Source organism: Mycobacterium sp. Root265 (genome assembly GCF_001428895.1).
GTDB lineage: Bacteria > Actinomycetota > Actinomycetes > Mycobacteriales > Mycobacteriaceae > Mycobacterium.
Genome location: NZ_LMJA01000001.1, coordinates 1 through 15,807 on the forward strand (window position 1 = coordinate 1; position 15,807 = coordinate 15,807).

The 15,807-nt window shown below is 67.4% G+C and carries 14 protein-coding genes; 10 read left to right on the forward strand and 4 right to left on the reverse strand.

Going from position 1 to position 15,807, the window contains the following annotated elements; translation table 11 throughout:
- The first annotated feature begins 46 nt into the window (after positions 1–46).
- Positions 47–1,132, forward strand: a complete 1,086-nt coding sequence (locus tag ASE48_RS00005; RefSeq protein WP_057164967.1) for an IS630 family transposase — start codon at positions 47–49, stop codon at positions 1,130–1,132.
- 111 nt (positions 1,133–1,243) lie between these two features.
- On the opposite strand, the gene gabT is transcribed toward ASE48_RS00005, so the two are convergent.
- Complete coding sequence (gabT, locus tag ASE48_RS00010) at positions 1,244–2,587, reverse strand: 4-aminobutyrate--2-oxoglutarate transaminase (RefSeq protein WP_057164968.1); 1,344 nt, start codon at positions 2,585–2,587, stop codon at positions 1,244–1,246.
- A 270-nt stretch (positions 2,588–2,857) separates the two neighbouring features.
- Between gabT and yajC the strand changes: the two genes are divergently transcribed.
- The 7 genes from yajC (at position 2,858) to ASE48_RS00045 (ending at position 11,266) form a co-directional block, all read left to right on the forward strand.
- Positions 2,858–3,217 carry a preprotein translocase subunit YajC gene (gene yajC / locus ASE48_RS00015; RefSeq protein WP_057164969.1) on the forward strand — a complete coding sequence of 120 codons (360 nt, stop codon included), beginning with the start codon at positions 2,858–2,860 and terminating at the stop codon, positions 3,215–3,217.
- A gap of 101 nt (positions 3,218–3,318) precedes the next feature.
- Positions 3,319–5,112, forward strand: a complete 1,794-nt coding sequence (secD, locus tag ASE48_RS00020) for a protein translocase subunit SecD (protein WP_057164970.1) — start codon at positions 3,319–3,321, stop codon at positions 5,110–5,112.
- Between the two features lie 3 nt (positions 5,113–5,115).
- Positions 5,116–6,357 (forward strand): protein translocase subunit SecF, encoded by a 1,242-nt coding sequence (gene secF, locus ASE48_RS00025; RefSeq protein WP_057164971.1) that lies wholly within the window; start codon positions 5,116–5,118, stop codon positions 6,355–6,357.
- Between the two features lie 14 nt (positions 6,358–6,371).
- Complete coding sequence (locus ASE48_RS00030; RefSeq protein ID WP_057165532.1) at positions 6,372–8,012, forward strand: ABC transporter substrate-binding protein; 1,641 nt, start codon at positions 6,372–6,374, stop codon at positions 8,010–8,012.
- 28 nt (positions 8,013–8,040) lie between these two features.
- Positions 8,041–8,568, forward strand: a complete 528-nt coding sequence (locus ASE48_RS00035) for an adenine phosphoribosyltransferase (RefSeq protein ID WP_057165533.1) — start codon at positions 8,041–8,043, stop codon at positions 8,566–8,568.
- 51 nt (positions 8,569–8,619) lie between these two features.
- Positions 8,620–10,956: a RelA/SpoT family protein gene (locus ASE48_RS00040; RefSeq protein WP_442928651.1), complete on the forward strand. Its 2,337-nt coding sequence runs from the start codon at positions 8,620–8,622 to the stop codon at positions 10,954–10,956.
- 16 nt (positions 10,957–10,972) lie between these two features.
- The gene (locus tag ASE48_RS00045; protein WP_057164973.1) at positions 10,973–11,266 is read left to right on the forward strand and encodes a DUF4333 domain-containing protein; all 294 of its coding nucleotides are present in this window, start codon (positions 10,973–10,975) and stop codon (positions 11,264–11,266) included.
- A 10-nt stretch (positions 11,267–11,276) separates the two neighbouring features.
- Here ASE48_RS00045 and ASE48_RS00050 read toward each other — a convergent pair whose 3' ends face one another.
- Positions 11,277–12,260 carry a peptidylprolyl isomerase gene (locus ASE48_RS00050; protein ID WP_057164974.1) on the reverse strand — a complete coding sequence of 328 codons (984 nt, stop codon included), beginning with the start codon at positions 12,258–12,260 and terminating at the stop codon, positions 11,277–11,279.
- A gap of 4 nt (positions 12,261–12,264) precedes the next feature.
- The gene (locus ASE48_RS00055) at positions 12,265–13,140 is read right to left on the reverse strand and encodes a peptidylprolyl isomerase (RefSeq protein WP_057164975.1); all 876 of its coding nucleotides are present in this window, start codon (positions 13,138–13,140) and stop codon (positions 12,265–12,267) included.
- Between the two features lie 137 nt (positions 13,141–13,277).
- Between ASE48_RS00055 and ASE48_RS00060 the strand changes: the two genes are divergently transcribed.
- Together ASE48_RS00060 and hisS are read left to right on the forward strand one after the other, a co-directional pair.
- Positions 13,278–13,985, forward strand: a complete 708-nt coding sequence (locus ASE48_RS00060; RefSeq protein WP_057164976.1) for an MBL fold metallo-hydrolase — start codon at positions 13,278–13,280, stop codon at positions 13,983–13,985.
- Positions 13,982–15,241: a histidine--tRNA ligase gene (gene hisS, locus ASE48_RS00065; RefSeq protein ID WP_057164977.1), complete on the forward strand. Its 1,260-nt coding sequence runs from the start codon at positions 13,982–13,984 to the stop codon at positions 15,239–15,241. Before ASE48_RS00060 ends, hisS begins: the two co-directional genes overlap by 4 nt.
- On the opposite strand, the gene ASE48_RS33050 is transcribed toward hisS, so the two are convergent.
- Complete coding sequence (locus ASE48_RS33050) at positions 15,238–15,792, reverse strand: hypothetical protein (RefSeq protein WP_200962026.1); 555 nt, start codon at positions 15,790–15,792, stop codon at positions 15,238–15,240. The two genes, hisS and ASE48_RS33050, sit on opposite strands and share 4 nt — an antisense overlap.
- Positions 15,793–15,807: the final 15 nt, after the last annotated feature.

The window sequence follows — 15,807 nt, forward strand, 5'->3', positions numbered from 1 at the left end:
CTAGTGTCCTGAGTCATTAATTACGATCTAGTTGTTAATCTGGGTTGTGCCGACCCCTCATGCTGCTGAGATTGTGTTGTCTGCCGCCGAGCGTGCCGAATTAGAGGGCTGGGCGCGGCGCCGATCCAGTGCCGCCGGCCTGGCGATGCGGGCTCGAATTGTGTTGGCAGCTGCTGACGGTGGCTCCAACACCGAGCTGGCTGATCGGTTGGAACTATCGCTGTCGACGGTGCGGCGCTGGCGCAACCGGTTCGCCGAGTTGCGCCTCGATGGCCTGGTTGATGAGCCGCGCCCGGGTCGGCCGCGGGTGGTGGGCGATGCGCAGATCGAAGCCTTGATCACCAAGACGCTGGAGAGCACGCCACCGGATGCCACACATTGGTCGACCCGCTCGATGGCCGCCCACCTGGGGCTGAGTCAATCGATGGTCTCGCGGGTGTGGCGGGCGTTCGGACTGACTCCGCACAAACAGGACTCCTGGAAGCTGTCCAAGGATCCGTTGTTCGTGGCCAAGGTCCGCGATGTCGTGGGGCTGTACCTGAACCCGCCGGAGCGGGCGCTGGTGCTCTGCGTGGACGAGAAAACCCAGATCCAGGCCCTGAACCGGACCCAACCGGTGTTCCCGATGTTGCCCGGCACACCGGCGCGTGCCAGCCACGACTACATCCGCCACGGCACCTCGAGCCTGTATGCCGCCCTCGACCTCACCAGCGGCAAAGTGATCGGCGCCCTGCACTCACGCCACCGGGCCACCGAGTTCCTGGCGTTCCTCAAGAAGATCGACGCCGAGGTCCCCGATGATCTCGACGTGCATCTGGTCCTCGACAACGCCTCCACACACAAGACTCCTGCGGTAAAGCGTTGGCTGACACACCATCCCAGATTCATCCTGCACTTCACCCCGACCAGTTCCTCATGGCTCAACCTCGWCGAACGCTGGTTCGCCGAACTGACCACCAAGAAACTGCGCCGCAGCACCCACACCTCGGTCCGACAACTCAACGCCGATATCCGCGCGTGGATCGATACCTGGAACGACAACCCCAAGCCCTACGTCTGGACCAAAACCGCCGACCAAATCCTGGCCAGCATCGCCAACTACTGCACCCGAATTAATGACTCAGGACACTAGTCCGTCGTGGCGGGGGNACGACAACCCCAAGCCCTACGTCTGGACCAAAACCGCCGACCAAATCCTGGCCAGCATCGCCAACTACTGCACCCGAATTAATGACTCAGGACACTAGGCCAGTTCCTTGAGCGCTGCCGCCAGCACGTCGAGTCCCTCGTTGAGCAGTTCGTCGCTGATCGCCAGCGGCGGCAGGAAGCGCAGCACGTTGCCGTAGGTGCCGCAGGACAACACGATGACGCCCTGGGCATGGGCGGCCGCGCACAGCGCCTTGGTCAGATCGGCGTCGGGCTCCAGGCCACCGGGCTTGACGAGTTCGACGGCGATCATCGCGCCGCGGCCGCGCACATCGCCGATGCGGTCGTCATCGGCCTGCAGCTGATGCAGCCGACCCTTCATCAGCGTCTCGATCGCAGCCGCCCGCTCCACCAGCCCGTCGGCTTCGATGGTCTCGATGGTGGCCAGCGCCGCCGCGCAGGCGACCGGGTTGCCGCCGTAGGTGCCACCCAGCCCGGACACGTGCGGGGCGTCCATGATCTCGGCGCGCCCGGTGACCGCGGACAGCGGCAGCCCGCCGGCAATGCCCTTGGCGGTGACGATCAGGTCCGGCTCGATGCCCTCGTGTTCGCAGGCGAACATGGCGCCGGTGCGGGCGAACCCGGTCTGCACCTCGTCGGCGATGAACACCACGTCGTTCTCCCGGCACCAGGCCAGCAAGGTGGCCAGGAAGCCCTGGGCGGGAACGATGAATCCGCCTTCGCCCTGGATGGGTTCGATGATGACCGCGGCCAGGTTGTCGGCACCGACCTGCTTGTCGATCACGCTGATGGCGCGTTTGGCGGCCAGTTCACCGTCGGTGGCCAGTTCCTTGCCGAACTCCGCGTCCCGGAAGGGATAGGACAGCGGCGCCCGGTAGATCTCGGGCGCGAACGGGCCGAACCCGTTCTTGTAGGGCATCGACTTCGCGGTCAGCGCCATCGTGAGGTTGGTGCGGCCGTGGTAGGCGTGGTCGAAGGCCACCACCGCCTGCTTGCGGGTGTACGAGCGGGCGATCTTGATGGCGTTCTCGACGGCCTCGGAGCCGGTGTTGAACAGTGCCGAACGCTTCTCGCCGCCCCCGGGTGTCAGCCGGTTGAGGTGCTCGCAGACGTCGACGTACTGCTCATAGGGCGTGACCATGAAACAGGTGTGGGTGAACTCGCCCGCCTGGGCGGCGACGGCTTCGGCCACCCGGGGTGCGGCGTTGCCGATGGTGGTGACCGCGATACCGGAGCCCAGATCGATGAGCCGGTTGCCGTCGACGTCCTCGACGATGCCGCCCCCGGCGCGGGCGGCATAGACCGGCATCGTGGTACCGACCCCGCGGGACACCGCGGCGGCCTTGCGGTCGATCAGGGCCGACGACTTCGGTCCTGGGATGGCGGTGGCGAGATGGCGGGTCTGTTCGACGGCAGTCACGGCTGACTCCTGATGCGGGGGGTGGGGCTAAACCCTAATCCGCTGGCCGCGGATGCGGGTGAAAACCACTGCTGGTAAGGGATACACCTACGGAATGCGTGTATTGACACGTATTGTGCCACGAATTCGGTTGGCTCAGCACCCGTCGGCGGATGTGTTGCGCCGCACTGCGCCGCCCTCGGCTGCAGGGGTGAGCGGGCGGAGGGGAGCAGCGGTAATGGCACACTGGTGTGCCGTACCCGCTGAACAACCGCGAAGGACAGCAGTTTCATGGATCTCGTCGTATTCCTGCCCCTCATCCTGATCATGGGCGCATTCATGTTCTTCGCGTCGCGTCGGCAGAAGAAGGCCATGCAGGCCACCATCGATCTGCACGAGTCGCTGACCATCGGCGATCGCGTGCACACCACCTCGGGTCTGCAGGGCACCATCGCCGGCATCACCGATGACCACGTCGACATCGAGATCGCCCCCGGCGTCGTCACCACCTGGATGAAGCTCGCCGTGCGGGACCGCATCGAGGATGCCGACGACGACGAGTACGAAGACGACGAGACCGACAGCTACGAAGAAGAGTCCGGCGCCGTCGAGTTGACCGACAGGCCGACACCGAAGACTGACAGCAACTGACTCAGCTTCACCGCGTACCCTCCCGGTAGCGCTGCACAATCGTGTAGTCGAGCAGTGCTGCGTATCCCCGCCCCTGATCGTTTCAAGGAGACCCAAGAACCGTGGCTTCGTCTTCGGCGCCGGTCCACCCTGCCCGCTATCTGTCGCTCTTCCTGGTCCTCCTCGTCGGCGTCTACCTGCTGGTCTTCCTGACCGGGAACAAGCAGGCCGAACCGAAGCTGGGTATCGATCTGCAGGGCGGCACCCGTGTGACCCTCACCGCGCGCACACCGGACGGATCCCAGCCCAGCCGGGACTCGTTGTTGCAGGCGCAGGAGATCATCAGCTCACGCGTGGACGGGCTCGGCGTCTCGGGCTCGGAAGTCATCATCGACGGCGACAACCTGGTCATCACCGTTCCGGGCGATGACGGCTCCGAGGCGCGCAGCCTCGGACAGACCGCGCGGCTCTACATCCGACCGGTGATCCACGCCATGCCGGCGCAGGCTCCCGGCGATCCGGCCGCGCAACCACCCGGCGGGGCACCGGGTGTGCCCGGCATGCCGCCGGGCGGCGATCCCGGGATGCCGCCGCTGCTGGCGCCGGCCGAACCCGAGGCTCCCATCCGCACTCCCGGCGGGCCCGCCGCCGAGCCGGGCGCCCCCGCGCCGCCTGCGGCGCAGCCGCGGCCCTACCCGCTGGAGCCTGCGCCGTCACCGACGCCGTCGCCCGCACCGGCCCCCGCGCCCGGTCAGCCTCCGGCTCCCGGTCAGCCTCCGGCCGCCCCTGGCGCGCCGGATGAGAAGGCCGATCTGGCGCAGCGCATCGCCGATGAGAAGCAGCTGCGGCAGAGCACCGACCAGAGCATTCAGTTGTTGGCGCTCCAATTCCAGGCCACCCGCTGCAACGAAGAGGATGTGCTCGCCGGCAACGACGATCCCAACCTGCCGCTGGTCACCTGCTCGGTCGATCACAACACCGTGTATCTGCTCGACAAGTCGATCATGAGCGGTGAAGAGATCAAGACCGCCGGATCCGGACTGGACCAGCAGCGCGGCGATTACGTCGTCGACGTCGAGTTCAAGAGCGGTGGCTCCAAGACGTGGGCCGACTTCACCGCCGCGAACGTCGGCACCCAGACCGCCTTCACTCTCGACTCGCAGGTGGTCAGTGCCCCGGAGATCCAGGAGGCGATCCCCGGCGGCCGCACCCAGATCACCGGACAGTTCACCGACTCCTCGGCGCGTGAGCTGGCCAACGTCCTCAAATACGGTTCGCTGCCGCTGTCCTTCGAGTCCTCCGAAGCCGAAACCGTCTCGGCCACATTGGGTTTGACCTCGCTCAAGGCAGGTTTGATCGCCGGTGCGGTGGGCCTGGCGCTGGTGCTGCTCTATTCACTGCTCTACTACCGGGTGCTCGGACTGCTGACCGCGCTGTCGCTGATCCTGGCCGGCGCGATGGTCTACGCGCTGCTGGTGCTGTTGGGCAGATACATCAACTACACGCTCGACCTGGCAGGCATCGCGGGTCTGATCATCGGTATAGGCACGACCGCCGACTCGTTCGTGGTGTTCTTCGAGCGCATCAAGGACGAGATCCGTGAGGGCCGCTCGTACCGGTCGGCGGTGCCGCGCGGTTGGGCCCGCGCCCGCAAGACGATTCTGTCCGGTAACGCCGTCACCTTCCTGGCCGCCGCGGTGCTGTACTTCCTGGCCGTCGGCCAGGTGAAGGGCTTCGCGTTCACGCTGGGCCTGACGACGATCCTGGACGTGCTGGTGGTGTTCCTGGTGACGTGGCCGCTGGTGTACCTGTCCTCCAAGTCGGCCACGCTGGCCAAGCCGGCCTACAACGGGCTCGGTGCGGTCCAGCAGATCGCCCGCGAGCGGCGTGCCGTTCCTTCGACAGGACGGGGTTAGCCGATGTCGGCCAAACATTCCTCCGGTGAGATCACCGAGTCCGGCGCCGTCGAGTCGACCGCGCCGGGACAGGTCAAGCACAGCTTCTTCGTGCGCCTCTACACCGGTACCGGTGCCTTCGAGGTCATCGGCAAGCGCAAGCTCTGGTACGGCATCAGTGGTGTGATCGTCGGTATCTCACTGCTGGCGATGCTGTTGCGCGGCTTCACCTTCGGTATCGATTTCGAGGGCGGCACCAAGGTCTCGATGCCGGTCGACGGCGCCAAGGCCCAGGCCACCACCGAACAGGTCGAGACGGTCTACAACGAGGCGCTGGGCAAGCCGCCCGAGACGGTCGTCATCGTGGGCAACGGCCCGTCGGCCACCGTGCAGATCCGCACCGAGACGCTGTCCAACGAGGACACCGAGAAGCTGCGGGTGGCGCTGTTCGACGCGTTCGCGCCCAAGGGCGCCAACGGCGAACCCAGCAAGCTCGCCATCAGTGACTCGGCGGTGTCCTCGACATGGGGCGGGCAGATCACCCAGAAGGCGCTCATCGCGCTGGTGGTGTTCCTGGTGCTCGTCTCCATCTACATCACGGTGCGCTACGAGAGATATATGGCGCTGGCCGCGCTGGCCGCCATGTTCTTCGACCTGATAGTCACCGCCGGGGTGTACGCGCTGGTGGGCTTCGAGGTCACCCCGGCGACCGTCATCGGGCTGCTGACCATCCTCGGCTTCTCGATCTATGACACCGTCATCGTGTTCGACAAGGTGGAGGAGAACACCGACGGGTTCGAGCACACCACCCGCCGGACGTTCGCCGAACAGGCCAACCTCGCGGTGAACCAGACCTTCATGCGCTCCATCAACACCAGCCTCATCTCGGCGCTGCCGATCATCGCGCTGATGGTCATCGCGGTCTGGCTGCTCGGCGTGGGCACCCTGCAGGACCTGGCGCTGGTGCAGCTGGTCGGCGTCCTCGTGGGTACCTACTCGTCGATCTACTTCGCCACCCCGCTGCTGGTGAGCCTGCGGGAACGCACCGATCTGGTGAGCAAGCACACCAAGCGGGTGCTGCGCCGTCGCGCGGCGGCAGCCGCCAAGACCGGCGCCGATGTCGACACCGACGACGAATCCGATGTCGACGTCGCCGAGGACACGGTGAGCGCGACCGCCGCGCCCGCGGCGCCGGCACCCGACAAGCCGGCCCCCGGCGCGCGCCCGAACCGGCCCACCCGACCGTCGGGCAAACGGCGGACGTAGTGTCCCGCCCTGTGATCCAGCGGACCGGCACGGCGGTGGCCGCGCTGTCGCTGTCGTTGGGGCTGGTGCTGGCGGGCTGCTCGTCCGGGTCCGACGATGTCATCGACTACGCCGTCGACGGATCGCTGAGCACCTACAACACCAACTCGGTGGCCGGCGCCGCATCCGGTGGCCCGCAGGCTTTCGCGCGGGTGCTCACCGGGTTCACCTACCGCGGCCCGGACGGTCAGATCGTCAGCGACCGCGACTACGGCACGGTCTCGGTGGTCGGCCGGGCGCCGCTGGTGCTCGACTACGAGATCAACGCCAATGCCGTCTACTCCGACGGCAAACCGATCACCTGCGACGACATGGTGCTCACCTGGGCCGCGCAGTCCGGCCGGTTCCCGGCCTTCGACGCCGCGAGCACCGCCGGCTACCGCGATATCGCCACGATCGACTGTGTGCCCGGCCAGAAGAAGGCCCGGGTGTCCTTCGCCCAGGATCGCGCCGTCGTCGACTACGGCCAGCTGTTCGGGGCGACCGCGATGCTGCCGTCCCATGTGCTGGCCGATGAGCTGGCCCTCGGCGACGGCGGGGTCACCACCGCCGTGCAGACCAGTGATGTCGGCGCCCTGGAACGTATTGCGCGGGCCTGGAACTCGACCTGGGACCTGAGCACCGACACCGACGTGAAACGGCTACCGTCCTCGGGCCCCTACAAGGTCGACTCCGTCACCGAGGACGGCGCGGTCGTGCTGGTGGCCAATGACAAGTGGTGGGGCGCCAAACCGGCGGCGCCTCGGGTCACGGTGTGGGCGCGCGGCGCCGACATCCAGGACCGGATCAACTCCGGGTCCTTCGATGTCGTCGACATCTCGGCCGGATCGTCGGGGACCCTGAACCTGCCCGCGGGGTACTCCCGCACCGATACCGCCTCGGCGGGTATCGAGCAGCTGATCTACTCGGCGCAGGGGCCGATGGCCGCCCCGCCGGCGCGGCGCGCCCTGTCGCTGTGCACGCCGCGGGACACCATCGCCCGCAACGCGCAGGTGCCGATCGCGAACGCCCGGCTCAGCCCGACCACCGAGGATGCCGTGTCGGCCGCCGAAAGTGCGGGGGAGGCAGGGCAGTTCAGCGTCGCCAACATCGAGGGTGCCCGCCAGGCGCTGAACAACCAGCCGCTGACCGTGCGGATCGGCTATCAGAGCCCCAACCCGCGGCTGGCCGCCACCGTCGGCGCCATCGCCCAGGCCTGCGCCGCAGCGGGGATCACCGTCACCGAGGCCGCCGGTGATTCCGTCGGCCCGCTCAGCTTGCGCGACAACACCATCGACGTGCTCATCGCGAGCACCGGCGGCGCCCCGGGCAGCGGCTCGACGGGTTCGTCCAGCCTGGACGCCTACGACCTGCACACCGGTAACGGCAACAACCTGTCCGGCTACAGCAATGAGCGGGTCGACGGGATCATCGACGCGCTGGTGGTGACGGCTGACCCCAAGGAGCAGGCACGTCTGCTGGGGGAGAGCGGGCCGATCCTGTGGGCCGACGTCCCGACGCTGCCGCTGTACCGTCAGCAGCGCACCCTGCTGACCTCCAAGCAGGTGACCGCCGTGAGCAGTAACCCGACCCGATGGGGAGCAGGATGGAACATGGACCGATGGTCGCTGACGTGACGCCCGTTGGCCCCCTGACGTGAGCGACATCCGGCAGGAAGCCGCCGCGCTCATCAGCGCCCTGACCCGTCATGTCGCCGATTTCCCGATCCCCGGCGTCGATTTCAAGGATCTGACGCCGGTACTGGCCGACCCGCGTGGACTGGCCGTGGTCACCGACGCACTGGCCGAGGTCGCCGACGGGGTGGATCTGATCGCCGGGGTGGACGCCCGCGGATTCCTGCTGGGCGCCGCGGTCGCACTCAAGATGGGCACCGGAGTGCTCGCGGTCCGCAAGGGTGGCAAGCTGCCGCCCCCGGTGCACACCGTGCAATATGACCTGGAGTACGGGTCGGCCACGCTGGAGATCCCCGCCGACGGTATCGATCTGGCCGGCCGCAGCGTTCTGGTGATCGACGATGTGCTGGCGACCGGCGGCACGCTGGCCGCGGCGGCGCGGCTGCTGGAAAAGGGCGGTGCCCGGGTGGCAGGCGCGGCGGTGGTGCTCGAACTGTCCGCTCTGAACGGACGCGCCGCAGTGCAACCACTACAGGTCACCAGCCTCATCACCGACTGAGGACTATTGTCGGATTTCAGGCGCAGAACTCCAACCGGCTGGGAGGTGAACGTGGCGGACGATTCCGGTAGCGGACAGGTCGTCGCGCCCGCGCCTGCGGGCGAGACCACCCCGCCGGACACCTCGAAGATCAGCGCGTCGCGACGCGTGCGCGCGCGGCTGGCGCGGCGGATGACGTCGCAGCGCAGCCTGGTCAACCCGGTGCTCGAACCGCTGGTCGCGGTGCACCGGCAGTTCCACCCCAAGGCCGATCTGGCGATCCTGCAGCGCGCCTACGACGTCGCCGAGGAGCGCCACGCCGACCAGTTGCGCCGCTCCGGTGATCCCTACATCACTCATCCGCTCGCCGTGGCGAACATCCTGGCCGAGTTGGGCATGGACACCACCACGCTGGTCGCTGCGCTGCTGCACGACACCGTCGAGGACACCGGGTACTCGCTGGAGGCCCTCACCGACGACTTCGGCAGCGAGGTCGGCCACCTCGTCGACGGCGTGACCAAACTCGACAAGGTCGCGTTGGGCAGTGCCGCCGAGGGCGAGACCATCCGCAAGATGATCATCGCGATGGCGCGTGACCCGCGGGTGCTGGTGATCAAGGTCGCCGACCGGCTGCACAACATGCGCACCATGCGTTTCCTGCCGCCGGAGAAGCAGGCCCGCAAGGCTCGTGAAACCCTGGAAGTCATTGCGCCCCTGGCCCATCGGCTGGGGATGGCGACCGTCAAATGGGAGCTGGAGGATCTGTCGTTCGCGATCCTGCACCCCAAACGGTACGAGGAGATCGTCCGACTGGTGGCCGATCGCGCCCCGTCGCGCGACACCTACCTGGCCCGGGTGCGGGCCGAGATCGGTTCCTCGCTGGCCGCCATGAAGATCAACGCCTCGGTGGAGGGCCGGCCCAAGCATTACTGGTCCATCTATCAGAAGATGATCGTCAAGGGCCGCGACTTCGACGATATCCATGACCTGGTCGGCGTGCGGATCCTGTGCCACGACATGCGTGACTGCTATGCCGCCGTGGGTGTGGTGCACTCGCTGTGGCAGCCGATGGCGGGCCGTTTCAAGGATTACATCGCCCAGCCGCGTTACGGCGTATACCAGTCGCTGCACACCACGGTGATCGGCCCGGAGGGCAAACCCCTGGAAGTGCAGATCCGCACCAACGAGATGCACGACACCGCCGAGTTTGGTATCGCCGCGCACTGGCGCTACAAGGAAGCCAAGGGGCGCAACGGCTTACCGGCGGGAAGCACATCGTCCGAGATCGACGAGATGGCCTGGATGCGCCAACTGCTGGACTGGCAGCGGGAAGCCGCGGACCCCGGCGAGTTCCTGGAATCGCTGCGTTACGACCTTGCCGTGCAGGAGATCTTCGTCTTCACCCCCAAGGGCGACGTGGTCACCCTGCCCACCGGTTCCACGCCGGTGGACTTCGCCTACGCCGTGCACACCGAGGTGGGCCACCGCTGTATCGGAGCCCGGGTGAACCACCGGTTGGTGGCGCTGGAACGCAAACTCGAAAACGGGGACCAGGTCGAGGTTTTCACTTCCAAGGCCGCCAACGCCGGGCCGTCACGGGACTGGCAGACCTTCGTGGTGTCACCGCGCGCCAAGGCCAAGATCCGGCAGTGGTTCGCCAAGGAGCGCCGCGAAGAGGCACTGGAAGCCGGCAAGGACGCCATCGTCAAGGAGGTGCGCCGCGGCGGACTTCCGTTGCAGCGGTTGATGAACGGCGATTCGATGAGCGCGCTGGCGCGCGAGTTGCACTACGCCGACGTCTCCGCGCTCTACACCGCGGTCGGTGAGGGGCACACCTCGGCGCGCCACGTGGTGCAGCGGCTGCTGGCTCAACTCGGCGGTGACGAAGAGGCCGAGGACGAGATCGCCGAACGCTCGACCCCGGCGACCATGCCGGTGCGCCAACGCACCAGCGATGACGTCGGCGTCTCGGTGCCGGGTGCGGCGGGAGTGCTGACCAAGCTGGCCAAGTGCTGTACCCCGGTACCTGGCGACGTCATCATGGGGTTCGTCACCCGCGGCGGCGGTGTCAGCGTGCACCGCACCGACTGTACGAATGCGCAGTCGCTGCAAGACCAGTCCGAGCGCATCATCGAGGTGCAGTGGGCCCCGTCGCCGTCCTCGGTGTTCCTGGTCGCAATCCAGGTGGAGGCTCTGGACCGGCATCGTCTGCTCTCCGATGTCACCCGGGTGCTCGCCGACGAGAAGGTCAACATCCTCTCGGCGTCGGTGACCACCTCCAATGACCGGGTGGCGATCAGCCGGTTCACCTTCGAGATGGGTGACCCCAAACATCTCGGGCATGTGCTGAACGTGGTGCGCAATGTCGAAGGCGTCTACGACGTGTATCGGGTCACGTCAGCGGCCTAGGTGCAATACTGCGCGGATGCGTACAGCGTTCATGATCGTTCTTGCGTCGCTGGCCCTGGTCGTCACCGGCTGCGGGTCCACCATCAAGCCCGAGGGCGCCGCGCAATCGGTGACCGACCTGGTCTCCAAGGAAACCGGCTTCACCCCGAAGGACGTCACCTGCCCGGACGGCGTCAAGGCCGAGGCGGGCACCGAGTTCGAATGCACGTTCACCGGCCCGGACGGTGATTACGTCGCCAACGTCAAGGTCACCAAGGTCGAGGGCGAGAACGTCGAGTTCTACATCCAGTCCAAGCTCGTGGACAGCTGACGCACCACGTTCACTGCACCTGCACCCTCTCGATGGTGACCGGGGTGGCCGGCTTACCGTCATCGCTGCCGTCGCCGACGCCGTCGGCGGCGATCCGATCCAGCACCTCGAGTCCGGGACCGTCGATTGTGCCGAATACCGTGTAGGTGGGCGGTAACTCGGAGTCCTGGTACACCAGGAAGAACTGGCTGCCGTTGGTGCCGGGGCCGGCATTGGCCATGGCCAGCGTGCCCCGGGGATAGATCACCGGGATCTTCACCGCGGGGTCGGTCAGCCGGTACTGGTTGGTCGGGTACTCGTTGGGGAACTGGTAGCCCGGTCCGCCCTTGCCGGTTCCCAGCGGGTCACCGCACTGCAGTACCCCGAGCTCGGCAGACGTGGTCAGCCGGTGACAGTCGGTGCCGCTGAAGTAGCCCTTCTGGGCCAGGCTGGCGAAGTTGTTCACCGTGCACGGCGCCTGCGCGTTGTTCAACCGCACACCGATCGCCCCCTGGTCGGTGGTGATCACGCCGGTCACGGTCGCCGGGGTCGTCGGCACCCGACCCATCCTCGGCGGCTGCACCGGCTTGGCGGCCGGCTCCGAGGTCTTCAGGTACTGGCAGTTGGAGCCCAGGGTGGCCGGCGGCTTGAACGGCGGCAGCGCCTCGGCGGGGATACCCGGCTGGGCGGTGTAGCCCGGCGCGTTCGGGTTGTACTGACGGATGTCCTCGACGATCGCCCGCGTCACCACGAACGTGAAGACCAGGACCAGCGCCCCCAGCACCGTGAGCAGATAGCCGATCACCAGGCCGGCGATGGCCAGCCCGCGTCCGTCCTCCCCGGTGCGCTTGATCTGCGACAGCGAGATGTGGCCGAACACGATGCCCAGCGGCGCCAGCAAAAAGGCGCAGATGAGCGAGGCGATGGCCAGTGCATTGGTCGGCCTCGGCGGAGGCGCATAGCCGTAGGCCGGTGGGTAGCCGGGCGGGTGGGACCCGTACGGCGGGACGCTCATCGACTCAGTCCAGCTGGATCGTCTTCACCTGGACCTTGGTGGCCGGCGGACCATCCTGGCCGCCACCCTCCACCCCGGCGCCGGCGATCTTGTCCAGGGTGGCCAGGCCGGTCTCGTCGATGGTGCCGAACACGGTGTAGTTCGGCGGCAGCTGCGAATCCTTGTAGACCAGGAAGAACTGGCTGCCGTTGGTGCCGGCGCCGGCGTTGGCCATGGCCAACGTGCCGCGCGGGTAGAGCACCGGCTGCTGCAGCGCCGGGTTGTCCGGCTGGTACTGGTTGGTCGGGTACTCGTTGGCGAATTCGTAGCCCGGACCGCCGGTGCCCTGCCCGGTCGGGTCACCGCACTGCAGGACCGACAGGCTGTCACTGGTGGTCAGTCGGTGGCACGGGGTGTCGTTGAAGTAGCCCTGCCCGGCCAGGCTGGCGAAGCTGTTCGAGGTGCACGGCGCCTGGGCGTTGTTGAGGATCAGGCCGATGTTGCCCTGATCGGTGGCCATGCTGACGCTGATCTCGGCCTCGTCCATCGGGATCGCGCCGGTTCGCGGCGGGTTGACCTTCCTGCTGGCCTCGGCGGCCGCCGGGTACTGGCAGTCCTGGCCGAGACCGGCCGGTGCCACGAACGCGGGCAGCTTGCCGTCTGCGGCGGGCTGCGGGGCGCCGGGATCGACGCTGGTGGTGGTGGAGGCCGAGGCGGTGGTCGCGGAGTCCTTGTTGGTGATGATGACGGTGGCGGCCACCGCGCCGACCACCACGAGCACGCCGGTCACCGAGGCGATGATGGTGATCAGACGCTGCCTCTTGGCGCGCTGCTCCCGGCGTTCGAGTTGGCGCTCGAGCTTGCGCTTGGCCGCTGCCCGTCGCTGTTCGTTGGTCGGCACCGCCGCTGTCCTCCTCGGGTCTGCGCAGCGTCGGCTGCGCGTTCACATCGGCACCGAGTGTGCCAGGCGATTCTGAGTGCGGGCCGTGCGACCCGCGCGAATACCGGTCGGGAAACTGGACGTGGGAAACTTGCCCGGTGTTGATCACCGGATTCCCTGCGGGGGTGCTGGCGTGCAACTGCTACGTGCTGGCACCGCACGCGGGAGCCGACGCCGTCATCGTCGACCCCGGTCAGTCGGCGTTCGGCAGGCTGCGCACGATCCTGGACGAACACCGGCTCACCCCGGCGGCGGTACTGCTGACCCACGGCCACATCGATCACATGTGGTCGGCCCAGAAGGTGGCCGACACCTACGGGTGCCCGGTCTACATCCATCCCGAGGACCGCGCGATGCTCACCGATCCGATCATGGATCTCACTGCGTCAGGCCGGGCACAGTCGCTGATGCTGGGATTCGGTAAGCGCGCGGTGTCCGCGTTCTTCTCCGAACCGCGCCAGGTCATCGAGCTGGTCGACGACGGTATGCAGCTGGACCTCGGCGATATCACCGTGACGGTGGACCACACGCCCGGTCACACGCCCGGGTCGGTGGTGTTCCGGATCGGGGGTGAGCTCGCCGACGCGGGGATCGTGCAGCATGCCTTCACCGGCGACACCTTGTTCAAGGGTGCGATCGGCCGAAGTGATCTGCTGGGCGGTAGCGGGCGTCAACTGCTGACGTCGATCGTGACAAAACTGTTGGTGCTCGACGACGACACCGTGGTACTACCGGGCCACGGCGAAAAATCCACCATCGGCATCGAACGCCGAACCAACCCGTTCCTCGAAGGTCTGACTCTGTGACTGATTTCAAGGCTCCCAAAGGGGTGCCCGACTATCTGCCGCCCGACTCCGCGGCATTCGTGGCGGTGCGCGACGGCCTGCTGGAAGCGGCCCGGCGCGCCGGATACGGCGATGTCGAGCTGCCGATCTTCGAGGACACCGCGTTGTTCGCCCGGGGCGTCGGCGAGTCCACCGATGTGGTCAGCAAGGAGATGTACACCTTCGCCGACCGCGGGGAGCGTTCGGTGACACTGCGGCCGGAGGGCACCGCCGGTGTCATGCGCGCGGTCATCGAACACGGTTTGGACCGCGGGCAGCTGCCGGTCAAACTCTGCTACGCGGGCCCGTTCTTCCGGTACGAGCGCCCGCAGGCCGGACGCTACCGCCAGCTCCAACAGGTCGGCGTGGAGGCCATCGGCGTCGACGACCCGGCGCTGGACGCCGAGGTGATCGCGGTGGCCGACGGTGGCTTCCGGTCCCTCGGGCTGGACGGCTTCCGCCTGGAGATCACCTCACTCGGCGACGAGACCTGCCGGCCGCAGTACCGGGAGTTGTTGCAGGAGTTCCTGTTCACGCTCGACCTCGATGAGGAGACCCGGCGCCGCGCCGAGATCAACCCGCTGCGGGTGCTCGACGACAAGCGTCCCGCGGTCCGGGAGATGACGGCCGGTGCGCCATTGATGCTCGATCACCTCTCCGATGTCGCCAAGGCGCACTTCGAGACTGTGCTGGCCCATCTGGACGCGCTCGGGGTGCCCTATGTGGTGAACCCGCGGATGGTGCGCGGGCTGGATTACTACACCAAGACGACCTTCGAATTCGTGCACGACGGGTTGGGCGCCCAATCCGGTATCGGCGGCGGCGGCCGCTACGACGGCCTGATGGGTCAGCTCGGTGGGCAGGATCTGTCCGGTATCGGGTTCGGGCTCGGCGTGGACCGCACGGTGCTGGCGCTCAAGGCCGAGGGCAAGTCCGTCGGCGCCGCCAACCGGGTGGACGTGTACGGCGTGCCGCTGGGGGAGACGGCCAAGCTCGAACTGGCGAAGCTGGCTTCAGCTCTGCGCGCCAACGGCATTCGTGTCGATCTTGCCTATGGTGACCGCAGCCTCAAGGCCTCGATGCGCGGTGCGGACCGCTCCGGTGCCGCCATCGCACTGGTGGCCGGGGACCGCGATATCGAGGCGGGCACCATCGGGGTGAAGGACCTCGGCACCGGCGAGCAGGTCGACATCGCGATCAATGCGGTGGCCGCGGAGGTGCTGCGCCGCCTGAGTTAGCGCTCCGGGCCGAAGATCGCGGTGGACAGCACCGCGTCCATACCGTGGATGCGTCCGCCGAACGGGTTCCCGCGCTTGAGCACATAGGCGCCGTGCGGTGTGACGGCCACCAGCTTCGGTGAGCTGGAACCGATCTGCATCCGCTTCTCGAAGCGCACCTGTTCCAGGCTGCCGACGACCTGTCCCACCCCGTCCCGGTACGTGCCGTCGCTGCGGTCGAAGACGGCCACCGGCACGAAGGCACTCAACGGCGCCGACCGGATGCGGCGCAGTGAGCGGACGGTGAAGGCCAGGGCCGCCGCGGCGAGGATGCCGACCGCGAGAATCACCAGGCCCAGGACCAACGGCGGGTTGCTCTCGCCGCCACGCAGGGCCATCGACGTCGACACGATGCCGAAGCCGCCGAACACCAGGGTGATCACCAGCAGCACGAACGCCCCGATCTGGGTGAGGCCGCTGCCGCGGTCGATGACCAGTACGTGCGCGCCGTCCTCGGCGACCACCAGGCCGCCCTGTTCGGCAATGATGCGTGGCCCGCCCGGTGACGTCATGGGAACACTCTAGGG